Genomic DNA, 16,507 nt, shown 5'->3' with positions numbered 1-16,507 from the left:
TTGTATTAATAGGGGGTTTACACATATAAAAAAGGCACCGTTCATTATTGACGGGTACCTTTTTTTTGAAATGTATAGGGTTCGATATGGACAATGACATGTTTGATGTCATGTTCCTTTAATAAGTTTTCTTCAACCTTCACTGTAATGTCATGACTTTGGATGACGGTCAAGAGCGGATTGACATGCACGGTTGTTTCAACCAGAATTTCATTCCCATGCATCCGAGCTTTAATTTCACTCATGTCTTTCACCCCATCCGTCAACAGGATGGTTTGACCTATTTGTTGGAGATGCTGTTCATCGAAACCGTCGGTCAAGGAAAGTGAAGCGTCGTGGAAAATATCCCAAGCCGTTTTGCAGATCATCAGACCTACCACTAAAGCCGCAACCGCATCCAACCAGTCTATGCCGATTGTGGTACCGATAATACCTATAAAAGCACCGATACTGACAAGAGCATCAGAACGGTTGTCCTGTGCGACAGCATGGATGGAGGCGCTGTTTATTTTTTTGCTTAAAGCCAAGTTGTAACGATATACCCCGTACATGAAGATGGCGGAGAATAAAGCGACATAAGCTGTGAACATATTTGGTACAACTGTCGCGTCCTGCGAAAAGAATGATTCGATGGCGCTGTATATGACCTGTAATCCGACGGTGATCATAATGAAGGCGGCAACCAAAGAAGCTACGGTTTCAGCTCTCAGATGACCGTATGAATGATTATTATCAGGTGGTCGCCTTGATATTTTTAAGCCTATTAATACAGCGACAGAGGCAATGATATCGGTCGTGTTGTTTAAACCATCTGCCCAAAGTCCTTTCGAGTCTCCAAAGTAACCAAACGTTAATTTGAGGGCCGACAAGAATATGTATGCGGCTATACTGATATAGGCGCCCTTTTCAGCAGAAATTGAATGTTTATCCATGTCTTTTCCCCCTCGTGCAAAATAACCTTTATAAAGATATCAAATTGAACCCTAGTGAGTCTATAGAAAAATTGTCGTCTTTATCCATCTAACTTGGCATATGGCATGTGTATTGAGGCCATGTAAAGAAGTTGGCTGGATGAAAAAATATAACCAGTAATAGGGAAAAATGCTCGTGGATATAATCGTGTTATTTACTTGTCAATTAGAGAAACTAGTAGTATATTCTAACCGAGGAACAAAAATTAAATACTTCCACAAGGGGAGCCAAGATGGCTGAGAGTGAACGGTTGAGTTCAGACCCTATGAACCTGTTAGTTAGTACTAGCGTAGGGATGTGGTTTTGGATAGCAATACTGGGCATCCATTACCGCCCTGGTGTTGCTTTTTTGCATGCCGAAAAAGCGACACGGGACTCATGGGCACTTTTGCACGTGGAGAAGGGTGAGAGATGATGAAACATAAAACATTATTCATGACAGAGGTCGCGATTTTTTCTGCATTGGCATTACTGCTGGATATAGTCTCCGGTTTTGTCTTTGCAAGGATATGGCCACAGGGGGGATCGATTTCCATTGCCATGGTACCGATATTCTTAATGGCCTATCGTTGGGGAATCAAGGGCGGAATGGCCACCGGTTTACTATTGGGGCTTTTGCAGATTGCCACTGGTTTGGCATTTCTGGCAACGCCGCTTCAAGGATTTATCGAATATTTCCTTGCTTTTACCGCCGTGGGATTATCCGGGTTGTTCATGAATAAATTTGTGAATAACCGTAAAGGGGGAAAACGGTTAAGAGGGGATATATATGCGGTTTGTGGCATGTTTGTGGGGAGCTTCCTGAGGTTTCTTTGCCATTTTACAGCAGGTATCGTTTTCTTTGGGGAATATGCGCCAGACGGGCAACCAGTCGTCCTCTATTCCTTGATTTACAATGGGACATATATGCTGTTTAGTTTTATTTTATCAGCAATCGTGGTAATGGTGCTCTATTCGGCTGCTTCGAATGTCTTGTTGAAGAAAGCCATCTAAAGACAGACCTTTTAAAAGGGCCGGCTCGATTATGAGCCGGCCCTTTTCTCCATTATTTTGCAATAAATACCGAGCATGGTGCCTGCTTGGCTATGGAACTGCTGGTGCTTCCGAGGAAGAACTTTTCCAGGCCGCTTTTTGCACTGTTGCCGACGATGATTAAATCGGTGTTCGTCCGCTTTGCATAGTCACATATGCTATCCGTGGCATTTCCCTCTAAAATCTCGATATTTCCATTAACCTGGCATTCACTGAGCAACCTCATCATATTGCTTTCAGCCATCCTCACATTGTTTTCATGAACGGTGGGAGTATCGTTCATGTGCATTTGACTTTGTTGTTCTACTTCTGTTACGGGATGCGTTTGTGAAGGGTCGACATAAAATCCTGCTGCCGGTACGAACCCAGGAGCGGATGCACTCTCGATGATGCGGCTTTCACCTTTTGGATTCAGAACTTGAACAATGGTCAATTCAGCTTCCGGAAAGGCCTTTACTAATGAAGCTCCATATTCCACTGCGCGGTTGCTCTCTTCATTTCCATCATAAGCGGCGACGATACGTTTTAATTGTTTCATCTAAGATTATCTCTCCCCATAATTTGTCATTATAGGTTATATACCCGTTTTTATTGGTTTCATGCCTTTTTCAGGTGTATATTGATTTATAAATGTGGGTAAAGGGTATGGAAAAAGAAAAGACTAGGCATGAAAGGGAGAAATATTGTAGGCACTTTGTATGGAAAAGGATAAGGGGAAAAATGTTGTGGAATTTGTTTTCCCTTTTAGCCATTGCAAGAGTTTTCTTTCATAAAAAGGGCAAAATGTTTTTAATGGAGCATGTCGCATCTGGGAAAATGGGGGTACAAATGAGAGCGTTATTGAAAATAGGTCTTATAATTATATCAATCATTGTTGTAGTGGGAGCCGGTTTGTTCATATATTTTAAACAAACTGTGGATATAAGCAATCTCCAGGATCAACTTCAGCAACCGACCAAGATTTATGACGAGGATGGGAACTTAGCCAGTACCGTCACGGCTAATAAATCGGAAGGCGTCGCGATAGAGGAGATCCCGGAACATCTCATTCAAGCGGTCGTATCCATTGAGGATCACCGTTTTTATGAACATCATGGCATAGATTATCAAGCGATCATGCGTGCGATGGTGAAAAATGTCAAGGCGAAAAGCGTTGTTGAAGGCGGGAGTACACTTACCCAACAACTTGTAAAAATCACCATGCTTGAATCAGATCGGACCTTGAAAAGAAAGATAGAAGAGTTTTTCATCGCTCAAGAATTGGAACGTACGTATACAAAGGATGAAATTTTGGAAATGTATGTGAATCAAGTTTATTTTGGACATGGAGCATGGGGACTCAAAAAGGCAGCGAACATATATTTTTCAAAAGATGTTTCTGAGTTAACCGTCGCCGAAGGGGCTTTGCTTGCTGGGGTCATTAACTTGCCTTCCAAGCTTGATCCGTACAAAAATCCAGAAGGGGCGGTTAAACGACGGGATTTGGTACTGTCTAGAATGACCGAACACGGATATTTGACCGAAGAGGAAGCGGCTTCTGCCAAAAAGGATGAAGTATCACTACAGTTAGGTGAAGATACAGATCCTTTAAAAGGGAAGTATCCTTATTATATAGACCATGTCCTATCTGAAGCCTCCACCATGTATGGATTGGAGCTCCAGCAATTACTCACTAGGGGCTATAGAATATATACCACATTAGATCAACCGATGCAGCAGGCTGCCGAATCAGTCTATAGCCAGGATGCCAATTTCCCTTCTGGGACAAGCAATGACATATTGGTGCAAAGTGGGACGGTCCTTCTTCATCCTAAAACAGGCGGCATTAAGGCACTTGTTGGGGGGAGGGGCGAGCATCAATTCATGGGATATAATCGGGCGACGCAACTGAAAAGATCTCCTGGTTCGTCGATTAAACCGCTCGCTGTTTATACACCGGCAATTGAAGAAGGATATGAAATGACCGACTCTTTAAAAGACGAGAAGATGGAGTTCGGGAATTATGAACCATCGAATTTGAGCGGCACTTATAAAGGGGAGGTCCCAATGTATGAAGCCGTGATGAATTCCTTGAATGTGCCAACCGTTTGGCTCCTGAATGAAATTGGAATCGACAAGGGGCTGGATGCGCTCAAACGGTTTGGGATTCCTTATGACAAAAAAAATGACCGAAATCTATCGATAGCCTTAGGCGGGATGGATAAAGGGGTGTCCCCACTCCAAATGGCAGGAGCTTATGCGGCGTTTGCAAATGAAGGAAAGCGAAACGAAGCGCATGCCATTATAAAAATAGAAGACACGGATGGGAAAGAAATAGCAGCCTGGAAGGAAAAGAAGACAAAGGTGGCTTCGAAGGATGTCGTTGATAAGATGAATGCGATGCTTCTTGGGACAGTTAACTATGGAACGGCTAAAAATGCCGCGGTCTCTGGCTATGAAATCGCAGGAAAGACAGGATCCACACAGGTCCCAATCGAAGGCATATCAGGTGTGAAGGATCAATGGTTCGTGGGTTACACCCCTTCTTTAGTAGGAGCTGTATGGGCTGGCTACGATAAAACGGATAAAGAACATTATTTAACCACTAACAGCAGCCAGGGAAGTACACTCATCTTTCAAAAGATCATGGCTCAGGCCTTACAGAACGAAACGGCTGAATCATTTCATGCAGAAGACATCGGACCATTGATAGCGGAACAGCAGGAAAAGGATGAAGAAGAGGAAAGGAAGCAATATTGGATTGATAAGGGGAATGAAATCAAGGAGGGCCTTGGTAAGTGGAAAACATGGGATTTTCCTTGGTGATGATTGGGGATATATCCATATTCCCAGTAAATAGAAAAAAAGCTGTCATGATTGACAGCTTTTTTTTCCCTCATTAAAAGATGAAATTTACAACTAAACCGATTACGACGATAGCCCCGATAATCATTAAAATGGTTCTCATATCTATACACCTCATTTATATGTAATTTTTTTTCGTATATTAAATCCCAACGGTTTGGTTGGAGTGAAATCCTATTTTTTCATCATTTTCTTTACAAATGGCCTGAACCTTTTCCAGCATTGCATGTACATTTTGTCCTTCTAGGATCACTTTCATATCCACACACTCTTGTAGAATGAGAACGAATGATACAAATGTTGAAAGTTTTGTGGCATCGACCATTTTATGATTGCAGATAAAGTAGATGTTTCCTTTGAATTCTTTTGTCACTTGGTATAAGTTCATGATTTGACGCATGGATAATCGTGTATTTGTTTTAATATCAGCAGAAATTACTTTGTTCATGGTTGTTTACTCCTTTAATTTTTATATAATTAAATGTTTGTGCCGTAATACTTATAAGATAGAAAAACTAAGTTAAGTTCTTTTGAATTCATGTAATTGGGTTATGGTGTATATTTACCCGCGTATATCGTTTTGAAACCTATTAGAATATTTAAACTTGGAGGGAGTTTGGCCCTATGCTGACACTGATAAAGAATGGTGAGGTTTATACGCCGGAATACATAGGTAAGAAAGACGTTTTGTTGGTCGGAAAACAAATTGGCTTCATTGAGGATAAAATCGACGTCCCTGCCAATTTCGTTGAAATGCAAGTGATTGACGCGAACGGTCGAATCATTGTACCAGGTTTTATCGATGCACATGTTCATATCATCGGTGGCGGCGGTGAAGGGGGATTCAAAACAAGAACGCCCGAAATTCAGTTGACCGATGCGACGCTAGCCGGTATCACGACATTAGTCGGGGTCATTGGCACGGATGGAACGACAAGGACGATGCCGGACTTGCTTGCTAAAGCGAGGGCCCTAGAAGAAGAAGGGATTAGTTGCTTCGTTCAAACAGGTTCGTACCAAGTCCCGGTGAAGACCCTAATGGACAAAATTGAAGATGATTTAATCTTAGTGGATAAAATCATTGGAGTTGGTGAAATTGCCATTGCCGATCACCGTTCTTCACAGCCAACCGTGGCAGAGCTTGCAAAACTTGCGTCGCAGGCCAGGAATGGAGGACTTTTGTCCGGGAAAGCCGGTATCGTTAATATACATGTCGGGGATAGCCTGGATCATGTACAGGTAATCGAGGAAGTCGTCAGGACGACGGAAATACCGATTACACAGTTCTACCCTACACATATGAACCGGAACCCGCATTTGTTTGAGGCCGGGATACAATTTGCCAAAAAAGGCGGGTACATCGATTTCACGACAAGTACCATTCAAAAATTCTTGGATGAAGGGGAAGTAAAAGCAAGCACGGCAATAAGGAGAGCCCTCGACGAAGGTGTTGATATCCGCAACATCACGCTTACATCAGATGGACAGGCTAGCCTTCCGGAATTTGATGGCAACGGAAATATATCCGGACTGAGTATGGGGACCTGCATGTCGCTGTATGAATCGGTTGTCGATGCGATTATCGATGATGGAGTTTCGATAGAGGATTCCATCCGTGTGGTCACGGAAAATCCCGCGAATATTTTGAAGCTAACTAATAAAGGACGGGTGGAAACGGAAAGGGACGCAGATATACTGATTTTGAAAAAAGAGACCTTTGAAATAGATACCGTCATCGCAATGGGTCAGATTATGGTCAGTGAGGGCAAAGCGATGGTGAAAGGCACATTTGAAAAATAATTCATTGATTTCTCTTTCTTGAATTGGAATTTTTGGGTAAAATTAACCAGAAAGTCGGATGAAGGGGGATAGAAAGAGATCATAAAACTTTTTAACAATCAAAATTATACGAAATTATTTTTAGCGAACGTAACATCACAAATGGGCGGGACCATCGGCATGACTGCATTTATGTTTTATTTACTGGACCGCTTCACCAATCAGCCGATTTATGCGACGGTTACGGAATTAATGTATTCTTTGCCTACCCTTGCTGTTTTCTTACTGGTGGGGGTTTTTGCTGATAGATTGGACAGGCAAAAGATTGCTTTGTATTGTGATTGGATTTGCGCAGGGTTGTCTGTTTTATTCTTGCTTTCGTTAGAGCTACATCTTCTCATGGTATCGTTTGCCGTCATTTTTCTGAGAAGTGCCGTCAGGAATTTCTTTGTGCCAGCGGAGTCAGCGTTGATTCAAGGCATTTTGCCTAAAGAGGATTATACGATGGCGGCTGGTTTAAATCAGATGGTATCGAGTCTGTTCATGCTTTTCGGAAACGGAATCGGCATTTTTATCTATTGGTCAGTCGGCATTGAGGGAGCCATTATCTTCGATGTGATCGGATTTATAATCAGTGGTTTCTTGATCCGTTCCTGTCGGATTTCAAAAGAAGTCAGACAGCCGAATGGAGTTTACAATTTGAAGGAACTGAGTGTAACAGGCGTTTGGGCAGATTTTAAAATTGGCTGGCAATATATATGGCAGTATAAGCTATTGTTCACGTTAATCAGCGGTTTTCTAGTATTTGGGATTGTGAATGGTGGATTTTCCGTGATGCAGGTTTTTATCTTGAAGTACAAACTTGAACCTGTTGATTATGAAAAGTATGCAGTCATCTTTGGTGTCATTTTCGGGACTGGAGTATTGCTGGGAAGCATCTTAGCTTCGGTACTGGCCAAAAAAATGAAGCTTCATCATATGATGGTCGTAGGCTTGCTGATATCGGGAGTGGGCACGGTGGCCAGTGGCCTTGTCGAAACAACCCTGCAATATATGATTGGATTAGCCATCGTGGCTCTATCGCTTCCCATACTTAATGTGTCCCTTGGCGGGTGGCTGCCAAGCCTCGTTGCTCCCGAAATGATGGGGAGGGTCCAAGGATGGATCAACCCCTTGGTGATGTTATCGCAATCAATCACGTTATTCTTGATAGCCGTTGGATTCCCCACCTACATAGCAGTAGAAACGTTATATTGGGTAGTGGGAGGGTGTCTGATCTTCGTAGGCTTCCTATATATGGCCATTATACCGAAGTTCATCCATGAAAAGGCGCCAGAAGCTACAAGGATTAAGCGAAGTAATTAAGCAAGTAAGGAATGGAACAAGGAACTTCTTGTTCCATTTACCTTTTCTAAACGGTACAGGTTCAGCCTCAATCTGAGAAAATGTCTTGCTAACAATCAGGGTTTATATAAAGAGCGCAAGGTTATGGGGGGGAGACCATGAAATCGAAGCTAATCATCATACGAGGGAACTCTGGCAGTGGAAAAACAACGATAGCAAAGAGCCTTCAAAATCAGTTAGGAATAGGTACCCTATTGGTTTCTCAGGATACAGTTCGCCGGGACATGTTGAATGTTCGTGATAGAGAAGGCAACCTTTCAATTGATTTGATCCGACAAATTACGGAATACGGAAAAGGAAAATGTGAATATGTCATTTTGGAAGGAATCTTACATAAAGATCTTTATGGTGATATGCTACATCACTTAATACGGTTCTATAACGAAAAGGTTTTAATTTGTTATTTTGATTTATCCTTTGAAGAAACCGTCAAACGTCACAACTCTCGTTCAAAAAAGATGGAGTTTGGAGAAGAGTCTTTACGTGCTTGGTGGAAGCCGAATGATTATCTAGGTATCAAAAATGAAATGATATGGACTAACGAAACGTCACAGGATGATGTATTGAATCAGGTTTTTGATCATTTAGAAGATTGATTGATATAACGAGAATGAGTATAAAAGCAGAGTGAATTCAATCTGCTTTAATGTTTGTATAGAGAAGCGGTGTTTACCTTCTTACACTATATTCATCACATGTACGAATCCACTGCAAGTCCTAGAAATTGTAACTGAATGCAGACGTTATTTTAGTCCCATCATGGCCCCGAAGTATTGTTGTGCAGTGGAAAAACAAATGAAGGCTATTAATTCTGATATTTCTTCGTCGCTGAATACTTCCTTTAATACTACAAAAAAACGTTCTTCTGTTTTCTCGCGTTGCACTAAAAATACCTCTGCAAAGGCGATTGCGTAGCTTTCTTTTATATCGGCCGGTTCCATTGGAATGCCTTTGGCCTGACAGTACGCACAGCCATTTCCATAGGCTAGAATTCTTCTGACATTTTCCTTCAATTGCTTTGTAAGCACTCCATCAGCAGAAATGGTTTCTGAGAGGTCATTCCAATTATGCGCAATTCCTTCGTTATGAAACAATTGCTGAAATGGACTTGTTCCAAATTGTGAACTTTTAATTCTTGGCATCGATATCTCCCCTTTGAGATAATCATAATCTAGAAGAAATGAAAAATTAATCGCACATGAAAAGTGATAGGGACAAAAAAATACTAGATGAATGGAAAATAAGGAGAATAGTATTCATATGAAATTAGACGATAAAGACCGCAGCATTTTAGCCGTACTGAAGAATGATAGCAGGGTTTCCATGAGAGAATTGGCAAAGAAAGTGGAGATGTCAGCACCCGCCGTTACAGAACGTGTCCGGCAAATGGAGTCTTTTGGTATCATCAAGGGTTATGGAGCCGAGATTGATTATAAAAAAATGGGCTTTCCGATAGAATGCATGATTGAAGCGACGGTGAAAAATGGGGAATATGACCGATTCAGAAAGTTTATCTTGGGTCAAGAAAATGTGGAATTTTGCTATCGAATCGCGGGAAAGGCTTGTTTCATGCTCAAAATTCGCTGTGAAAGCCTTCAAAGAGTGGAAGAATTCATTAATCTCGCCATTCCTTTTGCATCGACGGTGACGCATGTAATTCTTTCTGAAGTAGAGAGACTTTCTGAATGAAAAATTTTTTTACAAGTCAGTGAACGAATTCATTTCCTTAACCGTCATATAAGTAACAAGCTAAGGATCAGGGAGCAGGTGATGATAGATGGAAGAACGGGAGCTGATTAAAGCGGCGAAAAAGGGGGATGATCAGGCGTTAGCCTCACTATTTCAAAACACGTATCCTTTTCTGCTAAAATACTTGCTTAAATTGACTTATGATTTACAAACTTCAGAAGATGTAGCTCAGGAAACCTTTTCTAAGGCCATCGAGAATCTTTCAAGGTACAAAGGGACTTCCAAGTTTTCCACATGGCTGATTTCCATTGCGACTCGGGTTTACTTGGATCAGAAGCGGAAGGAGAAGCGGGAAGAGTCCTGGTTAAGGCAAGAACAATCGGTCAGAAAGCTCAAATGGGAGACGCAGGCCAACAATCAAGCATGGGATGATGTAATGGAAGCATTGGGGAATGTAGAGGATGATCTGCGAATTCCAATCATCTTGAAGCATTATTACGGATTTTCTTACGAAGAGATTGCGAAAATCATCAAGATACCAGAAGGTACCGTGAAGTCACGTGTCCATATTGGATTAAAGAAGATTAGAAAGGAGTTGGTCAGTAACGATGAAAAAGAACCATCCGGTTTATCAAAACCACTCAGACAAGAGTGATCAAGAGACGGTTAGTCAAATCAAGAAAAGCTTGGAGGAATTTGACGATACGATTTCCATCGATGTCCCACAAGTATCTTTTTTTGAGCAAACCATTAAACGAAAGCGTCAAAAAGCCAGAAGGGAATGGCGGAAAGAAGTGCTTATGTTTCTAGTGACGGCTGCTCTCATTCTCTGCTTCTTGTTTCTATCTTTATTTCATCAACCTGAAGTATTTCTCACATTACAAGTGTTGAGCGTGATTTTCATCGGCATATATACGTTTTATGTAAAAAGGAAGGTGGAAAGCAGTCATGGATAGAATGCAGATGTATGTATTGATTATGTGTGGGCTTATCTTGTTGGCCCAAAGCATATATTTATTCACCGATGCAAAGAAGAATGGTTTCAATCATTGGTTATGGGGCATTCTTGGTTTGATTCAAGCACCGGTTCCGCTAATTTTTTATTTAATCGTAAAAAAAATAAGAAAACGGGAAGAGGATGAGCTCAATGATTATCGTGACTACTAATGAAGTGCCGGGTAAAGAAATAAAGGAACTGAAGGGACTCGTTAAAGGGAACTCGGTCCAATCAAAGCATATCGGGAAAGATATTATGGCGGGTTTGCGGACCATTGTCGGTGGGGAAATTTCTGAGTATACGGAAATGATGAAGGAAGCTAGGCAAAAGGCCATTGGCAGAATGGTGGATGACGCTAAGGAAAAAGGTGCGAATGCCATCGTTGCGATGCGTCTTGAAACATCCGCTATCATGCAGAATGCTTGTGAAATCATTGCCTATGGAACTGCCGTATATGTTGAATGAAGATTTTTATGAGCAATTAGTCATAGGTATTTAAGCTTATTTCTTTTGTTCCTTCTATTCCTATCGTATAATTCTAGATAGAAATATAAGGGGGAATGAAGAGTGGGGATTTATGAATTTTCTGCAGAGCGAATCAATGGACAGGAAGTTTCTTTAGAGAAGTATAAAGGTGAGGTCCTTATCGTCGTCAATACGGCAAGTAAATGTGGGTTTACCCCGCAATACGAGGATTTACAAAAGCTTTATGACCGATATAAAGATAAAGGATTGAACATTCTTGGTTTTCCTTGTAACCAGTTTGGAGAACAGGAACCAGGCCAAAACCAAGAAGTGGAAACATTTTGTCAGTTGAATTACGGCGTGAATTTCCCACTATTCAGTAAAGTGGATGTCAGGGGAAGTCAGGCACATCCATTATTTCACTATTTAACAATGAATGCGCCATTTACCGGTCTTGTCGACAAGCCAGGCGGAAGAATGCTGCATGCAAAATTGCAAGCGGAGCATCCAGAGTTTTTGATAGATGATTCAATTAAGTGGAACTTCACGAAGTTCCTTATCGACCGCGAAGGAAATGTCGTGAAGCGTTTTGAATCGGTAGAAGCCCCATTTGATATGGAACAGGATATTGAAGCCCTTTTATAAAACCCTTATGGAAAAACGGCAGCGCTTGGATTCTTTCAGGCGTTTTTGTCGTTTTCACGTTAAAAATATCTGCATATGGAAATAAAGAGAAGGACGATGTGTTATCCTGCGTTTTATATGGAATAGACAATCGAGATTGAGGGTACTGGTAAAAGATAACTTTAGCGGAAAGAAGGGTGATGAACGTGGAAAATGAAAAGGCAAAACCCGAATTAGCTAATCAGGCGGTGGATGCCATTGAAAAAGTCGTGGGTACGTTTCCGGGGAATCGTCGAGCTCATGCGAGGGGGAATTACTATGAGGGCGTGTTTACCCCAAATGGTCAAGCCGCATTGTTAACTGACGCACCACATCTTCAGAATCAGGCAGTTAAGGCCACCATCCGATTCTCCAATAGTTCCCCGAACCCCAATCATACGGATGCCCATTCTCCCGTAAAAGGGATGGCTGTCAAGTTCCATTTGCCTGATGGGGAGGAAACAGATCTTATTGCCGTGACGATTCCTTTGTTCTTCGCGAAAAAACCAGAAGCGTTTGTTGAGATTCTTGAGTTTGTCAAATCGGCCAAAGATGGTTTCCCGAATTTGAAAGAACTCGCAACGATTGCGATGAAATACCCTGAAAGCAAAGCGGGTCTACAGATGATTAAAGAAATGCGTTCCCCTGCCAGTTATACAATGGCACGATACTTTTCCATACACGCCTATTATTTCGTGAATGAAAATGGGAAGCGCCAGGCCATCAAATATCAGTGGGAGCCGGATGCCGGGTTAAGTATGCTGGAAAAGGATGAATTGGCCAAGCTTCCACCAGATTTCTTGACTGGAGACATGGAGGAAAGGCTGAAACGAGGACCAGCCAGCTTTAATTTAAACATACAAATCGGTAAGGAAAATGCCCCGACTGATGATCCTACCGTCGTGTGGCCGGAAGATAGTCAAATCATTACGGTTGGGAAGTTATCCATCACAGGTAAATTGGACTCGCAGAATGAGGCAATCCGGTTCGATCCAACGAATGTGACGGATGGGATTGAGTGTTCGGAAGATCCCATCTTGAATTTCCGTCATAGCGCCTATGCCGTTTCTTATGACCGACGCACACATAACCAGTGATTGGGCAGGCGAATTTGTGAATGTCCATGAAAAAAAGAGAAAATGCCAAGAAGGAATTTTCTCTTTTTTCATGATGAAACTACATTCTCCCCGATCTAAAGATGGTATAGATCATCAATAAGAACATGAGGGTTGCGACGACAAACCCGATTTCGATGGCCGGTATATTCCAAAGGATGTTTGCTTGGCCGGCAATGGCAGAGCCGACGATTAGACCGACCATGATGATGCTAAAGGCCAACAGGATTATACTGAAGGACAGCCGATTCGAGATTTGATCAAGTTTATGTAAGAAAACCTGGAGTTCGGGGATGTTGATGTCCAACCGTAACTTTCCTTTTTTGATGATATCTGAAACGTCCCTTATATCCTTAGGAAGCTCGGAAATTGCTTCTGCGGATTCAATAAATTGATTCCATGTTTTCTTTGCCAGGTTCTTAGGATGGAAACGCTCTTTCAATAGCCTTTCACCAAAAGGTTCTGCGGCTTTCATGATACTGAAGTTCGGGTCCAATTCTTCGACGATGGCTTCCATGGTGAGCAAAGCCTTACCAAGCATCGTGAATTCGGGTGGAATCATGACCTTGTGTTCATTGGCCACGGAAAACAGATCATTGACTGCACCACCCAAGCTTATCTGGCTCAAGGGGATGTCATAATATTTATTCCGCAATTCATCAATATCATATCGTAACGAAGACATATCCGTTTCGTCCGTGAGAAGTCCCATATTGGAAAGGGTATTGATCAATCCAGTGGTGCTTCCTCGCTTTAGATTTATGACAAGGGAAGCAAACTGATACTTCATCTCTTCCTCAAGACGGCCGACCATACCGAAATCCATCAGAGACACTACATTCCCAGGTAAGATGACGATATTCCCTGGATGAGGGTCACCGTGATAAAAACCATCAATCAAAATCTGCTGAAGAATGGAATTGGCTAATCTATCCGCGATTATCCTGCGATCATATCCTTCTTCATCAAGCTGTTTGTAATGATTGATCTTGATGCCTTTGATGAAGTCCATCGTCAGGACCTTTTTGGTTGAATAATCCCAGTGGATCTTCGGTATCTTGATACCTTGATTGTCGATGAATTGCTTGGCTATCCTTTCTCCGTTCCGCCCTTCTGAATTATAATCGAGTTCAGCTCGCAGGGACTTAGCGAACTCATCAATCATTTTTCTGATTTGATATCGCCTTGCCCAAGGTATCCGGGCTTCCATAAGCCTGGTCAAATCATCGAGGATCTCCAAATCCGTTTCCACGTTTGGCAAAATGTCGGGTCGTTGGACCTTGATGGCGACCACTTCCTGTGAGTGAAGCCGAGCAACGTGGACCTGACCGATTGAAGCGGTCGCAAGAGGGGTTTCTTGAAATTCAAGAAAAAGGCTTTCCAACGAATCCCCCAATTCAGCTTCAATAATCTGGCGTGCTTTTTCAAAAGGGAAAGGTGTGACCTGATCCTGGAGCTTCTCTAGCTCGCGGACAATTTCTTCCGGTACAATGTCACGTCTGGTACTGGCAATCTGACCAAGCTTGATGAAAGTCGGGCCTAAACTTTGTAATATCTTATGTAGCCGTTCCCCGATCGACCGCAGGTTCAGGTTTTCTTCGGGTGCGACTTTCGATGTGGATTTTCCATCAGATAATCCCAATCGATAGATGAAATAACCCATGCCGTTTTTTAAAAAGGCATTCGTGATTTCCTGATACCGATGTGCATGTTTCAATCGCTTGCCAAACATTCATTTTCCTCCAGATCAAGGTTGTATGGATTGGTTTTTTTGTTCTAAAGCAGCTATCCGGCGCTCTAATGCCTGAACTTCTTCTCTTGTGGCCAAATTGAGGCCATTCAAAGCCTGGTTGACTTTCACTTTGACTGAATCATCGATTTGCTTTTGGGCCTGTTCTCCTTTTTCTACCCACTGTTTAATAAGGTCCTTTGATTCTTCTTTACTGATATCGCCTTTTTTTACCAGGGTATCCACCGTTTTCTCAATCTGCTCTTTCGTTGCTGCAGCAGCACCTATGCCTAAGGAAAATATGTTTTTTATTAAGTCCATGTTTACATTCCTCCAATATAAAGTTTTTTACACCTTAAACTCCAAGAGTAAACCATGCTTTTCTTCTATCATACATGAATCATGAACACTACTAAAATATTATGGGTCAGAGTATTCGAAATGATGGGAAGAATGTGTCTACAAGGTGAAAGGTGAACATGCACTAAAGATTTGTTAGAAACCGACTTGATACGGAGAACCATTCAATATGAAAGCCACTGACAAGATAAGTAGAATGAATGTCATTTTTTACGGTAGAGGTATTGCCATTCGGTTCCGAGCTCCCGGTTAAGCAGTCGTTCCATTTGTTCGAGTTCGTTTCTGCCAACAGGCTCATCGGCAGGTGTCCACTGAATGGTGTAAACAAAATAGTACTCTCTTATTTTTCTGAAGATGACGGGGGAGTTGGGGTATTGGTCAAAAATCGCTTTGATATTGTATCGTCTCATGTAGGACCATTTAACAAGCTGCATGTCGATTCCACCCTTTTCTGCTAGATGATATCTGTGGCCGAAAAGCCTGCCGGCCACAGACTGCATCAATTATTTATCGTTGAATAAGCCGAACAAGCCTTTTGCTATGCTTCCTTCATCGGATGACCCGCCATTTTGTGGCATCGCAGCAAACACACGGCTGGCCAGGCGGCTGAACGGAAGGGATTGAATCCAGACGGTTCCAGGACCCTTCAATGTCGCAAAGAAAAGACCTTCTCCGCCGAATAGCGCAGTTTTTACACCTTTGACGAATTCGATGTTATAATCCACCCCGCTGGTCATGGCGACTAGACAGCCGGTATCCACACGGAGTACCTCACCTGGGGCCAATTCCTTTTGGTGGATCGTACCCCCTGCATGGACAAAAGTCATTCCGTCTCCTTCGAGTTTTTGCATGATGAACCCTTCACCACCGAAAAAGCCTGTCCCAATTTTCCTCTGAAATTCGATTCCAACCGATACACCTTTCGCTGCCGCTAAAAAAGCATCTTTTTGACAAATGATTTTTCCGCCGAGCTCACTCAAGTCCATAGGGATGATCTTACCTGGATAAGGGGAGGCGAAAGAAACATGCCTTTTTTCATGACTTTCATTGGTAAAGGTGGTCATGAATAAGCTCTCGCCCGTAAGCAGCCTTTTACCGGCACCAAAAAGTTTTCCCATCATCCCTCCATCACTGCTCGATGACCCATCGCCAAAGATCGTTTCCATTTTGATTTGATCTTCCATCATCATTAAACTGCCTGCTTCGGCAATCACCGTTTCTTTGGGATCCAATTCGACCTCGACAAACTGCATGTCATCCCCGTGTAATTTGTAATCTATTTCATGATTATTCATTGTTTATCCTCCATTCTTATCTTATTTTCATTGTAAAAGAAATTCATCCAATCTTCCAATATTATTCAATGATTTGTTTTACGGAAAAAGAGGGGGCTGATTGTCCAATAAGAGGGTGGGGCAGATGAAAGTAGAAAAATTGACAAAGAATGCACAAGTACCA

General features: G+C 42.2%; 20 protein-coding genes and 1 riboswitch. Of the genes, 12 read left to right on the top strand and 8 right to left on the bottom strand.

What is annotated here, in order from left to right:
* Positions 1–44: 44 nt before the first annotated feature.
* Complete coding sequence (locus tag ACQKL6_RS12095) at positions 45–932, bottom strand: cation diffusion facilitator family transporter (RefSeq protein WP_427651173.1); 888 nt, start codon at positions 930–932, stop codon at positions 45–47.
* Positions 933–1,182: 250 nt separating this feature from the next.
* Positions 1,183–1,285, top strand: a riboswitch (TPP riboswitch).
* 98 nt (positions 1,286–1,383) lie between these two features.
* Between ACQKL6_RS12095 and thiT the strand changes: the two genes are divergently transcribed.
* A complete protein-coding gene (thiT, locus tag ACQKL6_RS12090; protein ID WP_402867636.1) occupies positions 1,384–1,965 on the top strand; it encodes an energy-coupled thiamine transporter ThiT in 582 nt (193 codons plus the stop codon).
* A 52-nt stretch (positions 1,966–2,017) separates the two neighbouring features.
* On the opposite strand, the gene ACQKL6_RS12085 is transcribed toward thiT, so the two are convergent.
* Positions 2,018–2,542 carry a universal stress protein gene (locus ACQKL6_RS12085; RefSeq protein WP_427651172.1) on the bottom strand — a complete coding sequence of 175 codons (525 nt, stop codon included), beginning with the start codon at positions 2,540–2,542 and terminating at the stop codon, positions 2,018–2,020.
* Positions 2,543–2,832: 290 nt separating this feature from the next.
* Between ACQKL6_RS12085 and ACQKL6_RS12080 the strand changes: the two genes are divergently transcribed.
* Positions 2,833–4,809, top strand: a complete 1,977-nt coding sequence (locus ACQKL6_RS12080) for a transglycosylase domain-containing protein (RefSeq protein WP_427651171.1) — start codon at positions 2,833–2,835, stop codon at positions 4,807–4,809.
* A 181-nt stretch (positions 4,810–4,990) separates the two neighbouring features.
* Here ACQKL6_RS12080 and ACQKL6_RS12075 read toward each other — a convergent pair whose 3' ends face one another.
* Positions 4,991–5,296, bottom strand: coding sequence for a hypothetical protein (locus tag ACQKL6_RS12075; protein ID WP_402867639.1), 306 nt, complete (start codon positions 5,294–5,296; stop codon positions 4,991–4,993).
* Positions 5,297–5,472: 176 nt separating this feature from the next.
* Here ACQKL6_RS12075 and iadA point away from each other — a divergent pair, with 176 nt between their 5' ends.
* The 3 genes from iadA (at position 5,473) to ACQKL6_RS12060 (ending at position 8,627) form a co-directional block, all read left to right on the top strand.
* Positions 5,473–6,648, top strand: a complete 1,176-nt coding sequence (iadA, locus tag ACQKL6_RS12070) for a beta-aspartyl-peptidase (RefSeq protein ID WP_402990256.1) — start codon at positions 5,473–5,475, stop codon at positions 6,646–6,648.
* A 78-nt stretch (positions 6,649–6,726) separates the two neighbouring features.
* Positions 6,727–7,992: an MFS transporter gene (locus tag ACQKL6_RS12065; protein ID WP_427651230.1), complete on the top strand. Its 1,266-nt coding sequence runs from the start codon at positions 6,727–6,729 to the stop codon at positions 7,990–7,992.
* A 137-nt stretch (positions 7,993–8,129) separates the two neighbouring features.
* Entirely contained in the window at positions 8,130–8,627 is a 498-nt protein-coding gene (locus ACQKL6_RS12060) for a kinase (protein ID WP_402955565.1), read from the top strand.
* A gap of 147 nt (positions 8,628–8,774) precedes the next feature.
* Here ACQKL6_RS12060 and ACQKL6_RS12055 read toward each other — a convergent pair whose 3' ends face one another.
* On the bottom strand, positions 8,775–9,173 hold the full coding sequence (locus tag ACQKL6_RS12055) for a carboxymuconolactone decarboxylase family protein (RefSeq protein ID WP_402955568.1): 399 nt from the start codon (positions 9,171–9,173) through the stop codon (positions 8,775–8,777).
* Positions 9,174–9,291: 118 nt separating this feature from the next.
* Between ACQKL6_RS12055 and ACQKL6_RS12050 the strand changes: the two genes are divergently transcribed.
* The 7 genes from ACQKL6_RS12050 to ACQKL6_RS12020 all read left to right on the top strand — a co-directional run bounded on the left by ACQKL6_RS12050 (position 9,292) and on the right by ACQKL6_RS12020 (position 12,942).
* On the top strand, positions 9,292–9,720 hold the full coding sequence (locus ACQKL6_RS12050; RefSeq protein ID WP_402955571.1) for an Lrp/AsnC family transcriptional regulator: 429 nt from the start codon (positions 9,292–9,294) through the stop codon (positions 9,718–9,720).
* A gap of 88 nt (positions 9,721–9,808) precedes the next feature.
* A complete protein-coding gene (gene sigY / locus ACQKL6_RS12045; protein ID WP_402867644.1) occupies positions 9,809–10,375 on the top strand; it encodes an RNA polymerase sigma factor SigY in 567 nt (188 codons plus the stop codon).
* Positions 10,329–10,676, top strand: a complete 348-nt coding sequence (locus tag ACQKL6_RS12040; protein WP_402955578.1) for a YxlC family protein — start codon at positions 10,329–10,331, stop codon at positions 10,674–10,676. The genes sigY and ACQKL6_RS12040 overlap by 47 nt, the downstream gene beginning before the upstream one ends.
* A complete protein-coding gene (locus tag ACQKL6_RS12035; protein ID WP_402955581.1) occupies positions 10,669–10,887 on the top strand; it encodes a sigma-Y antisigma factor component in 219 nt (72 codons plus the stop codon). Before ACQKL6_RS12040 ends, ACQKL6_RS12035 begins: the two co-directional genes overlap by 8 nt.
* Complete coding sequence (locus ACQKL6_RS12030) at positions 10,868–11,182, top strand: YbjQ family protein (RefSeq protein WP_427651170.1); 315 nt, start codon at positions 10,868–10,870, stop codon at positions 11,180–11,182. The genes ACQKL6_RS12035 and ACQKL6_RS12030 overlap by 20 nt, the downstream gene beginning before the upstream one ends.
* 102 nt (positions 11,183–11,284) lie before the next feature.
* Complete coding sequence (locus tag ACQKL6_RS12025; protein WP_402955584.1) at positions 11,285–11,827, top strand: glutathione peroxidase; 543 nt, start codon at positions 11,285–11,287, stop codon at positions 11,825–11,827.
* Positions 11,828–12,012: 185 nt separating this feature from the next.
* Positions 12,013–12,942, top strand: coding sequence for a catalase family peroxidase (locus ACQKL6_RS12020; protein ID WP_402867649.1), 930 nt, complete (start codon positions 12,013–12,015; stop codon positions 12,940–12,942).
* 79 nt (positions 12,943–13,021) lie between these two features.
* Here the strand turns inward: ACQKL6_RS12020 and ACQKL6_RS12015 are convergent, their stop codons facing one another.
* The 4 genes from ACQKL6_RS12015 to ACQKL6_RS12000 all read right to left on the bottom strand — a co-directional run bounded on the left by ACQKL6_RS12015 (position 13,022) and on the right by ACQKL6_RS12000 (position 16,344).
* Complete coding sequence (locus ACQKL6_RS12015) at positions 13,022–14,692, bottom strand: ABC1 kinase family protein (RefSeq protein WP_402867650.1); 1,671 nt, start codon at positions 14,690–14,692, stop codon at positions 13,022–13,024.
* A gap of 15 nt (positions 14,693–14,707) precedes the next feature.
* Entirely contained in the window at positions 14,708–15,010 is a 303-nt protein-coding gene (locus tag ACQKL6_RS12010) for a phasin family protein (protein WP_402955593.1), read from the bottom strand.
* A gap of 242 nt (positions 15,011–15,252) precedes the next feature.
* Complete coding sequence (locus ACQKL6_RS12005) at positions 15,253–15,459, bottom strand: hypothetical protein (RefSeq protein WP_427651169.1); 207 nt, start codon at positions 15,457–15,459, stop codon at positions 15,253–15,255.
* A gap of 93 nt (positions 15,460–15,552) precedes the next feature.
* A complete protein-coding gene (locus ACQKL6_RS12000) occupies positions 15,553–16,344 on the bottom strand; it encodes a TIGR00266 family protein (protein ID WP_402867653.1) in 792 nt (263 codons plus the stop codon).
* Positions 16,345–16,507: the final 163 nt, after the last annotated feature.

The organism is Peribacillus sp. NPDC097197, from assembly GCF_050278025.1.
GTDB lineage: Bacteria > Bacillota > Bacilli > Bacillales > DSM-1321 > Peribacillus.
The sequence above is the reverse complement of the archived record's forward strand: the minus strand, read 5'-3'. Positions and strand labels throughout refer to the sequence as shown.

Coding starts and splice junctions, on each gene's coding strand:
- ACQKL6_RS12075 (WP_402867639.1), bottom strand. CDS start 5,296: ATGAACAAAGTAATTTCTGCTGATATTAAAACAAATACACGATTATCC.
- iadA (WP_402990256.1), top strand. CDS start 5,473: ATGCTGACACTGATAAAGAATGGTGAGGTTTATACGCCGGAATACATA.
- ACQKL6_RS12005 (WP_427651169.1), bottom strand. CDS start 15,459: ATGAGACGATACAATATCAAAGCGATTTTTGACCAATACCCCAACTCC.
- ACQKL6_RS12030 (WP_427651170.1), top strand. CDS start 10,868: ATGATTATCGTGACTACTAATGAAGTGCCGGGTAAAGAAATAAAGGAA.
- ACQKL6_RS12050 (WP_402955571.1), top strand. CDS start 9,292: ATGAAATTAGACGATAAAGACCGCAGCATTTTAGCCGTACTGAAGAAT.
- sigY (WP_402867644.1), top strand. CDS start 9,809: ATGGAAGAACGGGAGCTGATTAAAGCGGCGAAAAAGGGGGATGATCAG.
- ACQKL6_RS12080 (WP_427651171.1), top strand. CDS start 2,833: ATGAGAGCGTTATTGAAAATAGGTCTTATAATTATATCAATCATTGTT.
- ACQKL6_RS12035 (WP_402955581.1), top strand. CDS start 10,669: ATGGATAGAATGCAGATGTATGTATTGATTATGTGTGGGCTTATCTTG.
- ACQKL6_RS12095 (WP_427651173.1), bottom strand. CDS start 932: ATGGATAAACATTCAATTTCTGCTGAAAAGGGCGCCTATATCAGTATA.
- ACQKL6_RS12040 (WP_402955578.1), top strand. CDS start 10,329: ATGAAAAAGAACCATCCGGTTTATCAAAACCACTCAGACAAGAGTGAT.
- ACQKL6_RS12000 (WP_402867653.1), bottom strand. CDS start 16,344: ATGAATAATCATGAAATAGATTACAAATTACACGGGGATGACATGCAG.
- ACQKL6_RS12085 (WP_427651172.1), bottom strand. CDS start 2,542: ATGAAACAATTAAAACGTATCGTCGCCGCTTATGATGGAAATGAAGAG.
- ACQKL6_RS12015 (WP_402867650.1), bottom strand. CDS start 14,692: ATGTTTGGCAAGCGATTGAAACATGCACATCGGTATCAGGAAATCACG.
- ACQKL6_RS12055 (WP_402955568.1), bottom strand. CDS start 9,173: ATGCCAAGAATTAAAAGTTCACAATTTGGAACAAGTCCATTTCAGCAA.
- thiT (WP_402867636.1), top strand. CDS start 1,384: ATGATGAAACATAAAACATTATTCATGACAGAGGTCGCGATTTTTTCT.
- ACQKL6_RS12060 (WP_402955565.1), top strand. CDS start 8,130: ATGAAATCGAAGCTAATCATCATACGAGGGAACTCTGGCAGTGGAAAA.
- ACQKL6_RS12010 (WP_402955593.1), bottom strand. CDS start 15,010: ATGGACTTAATAAAAAACATATTTTCCTTAGGCATAGGTGCTGCTGCA.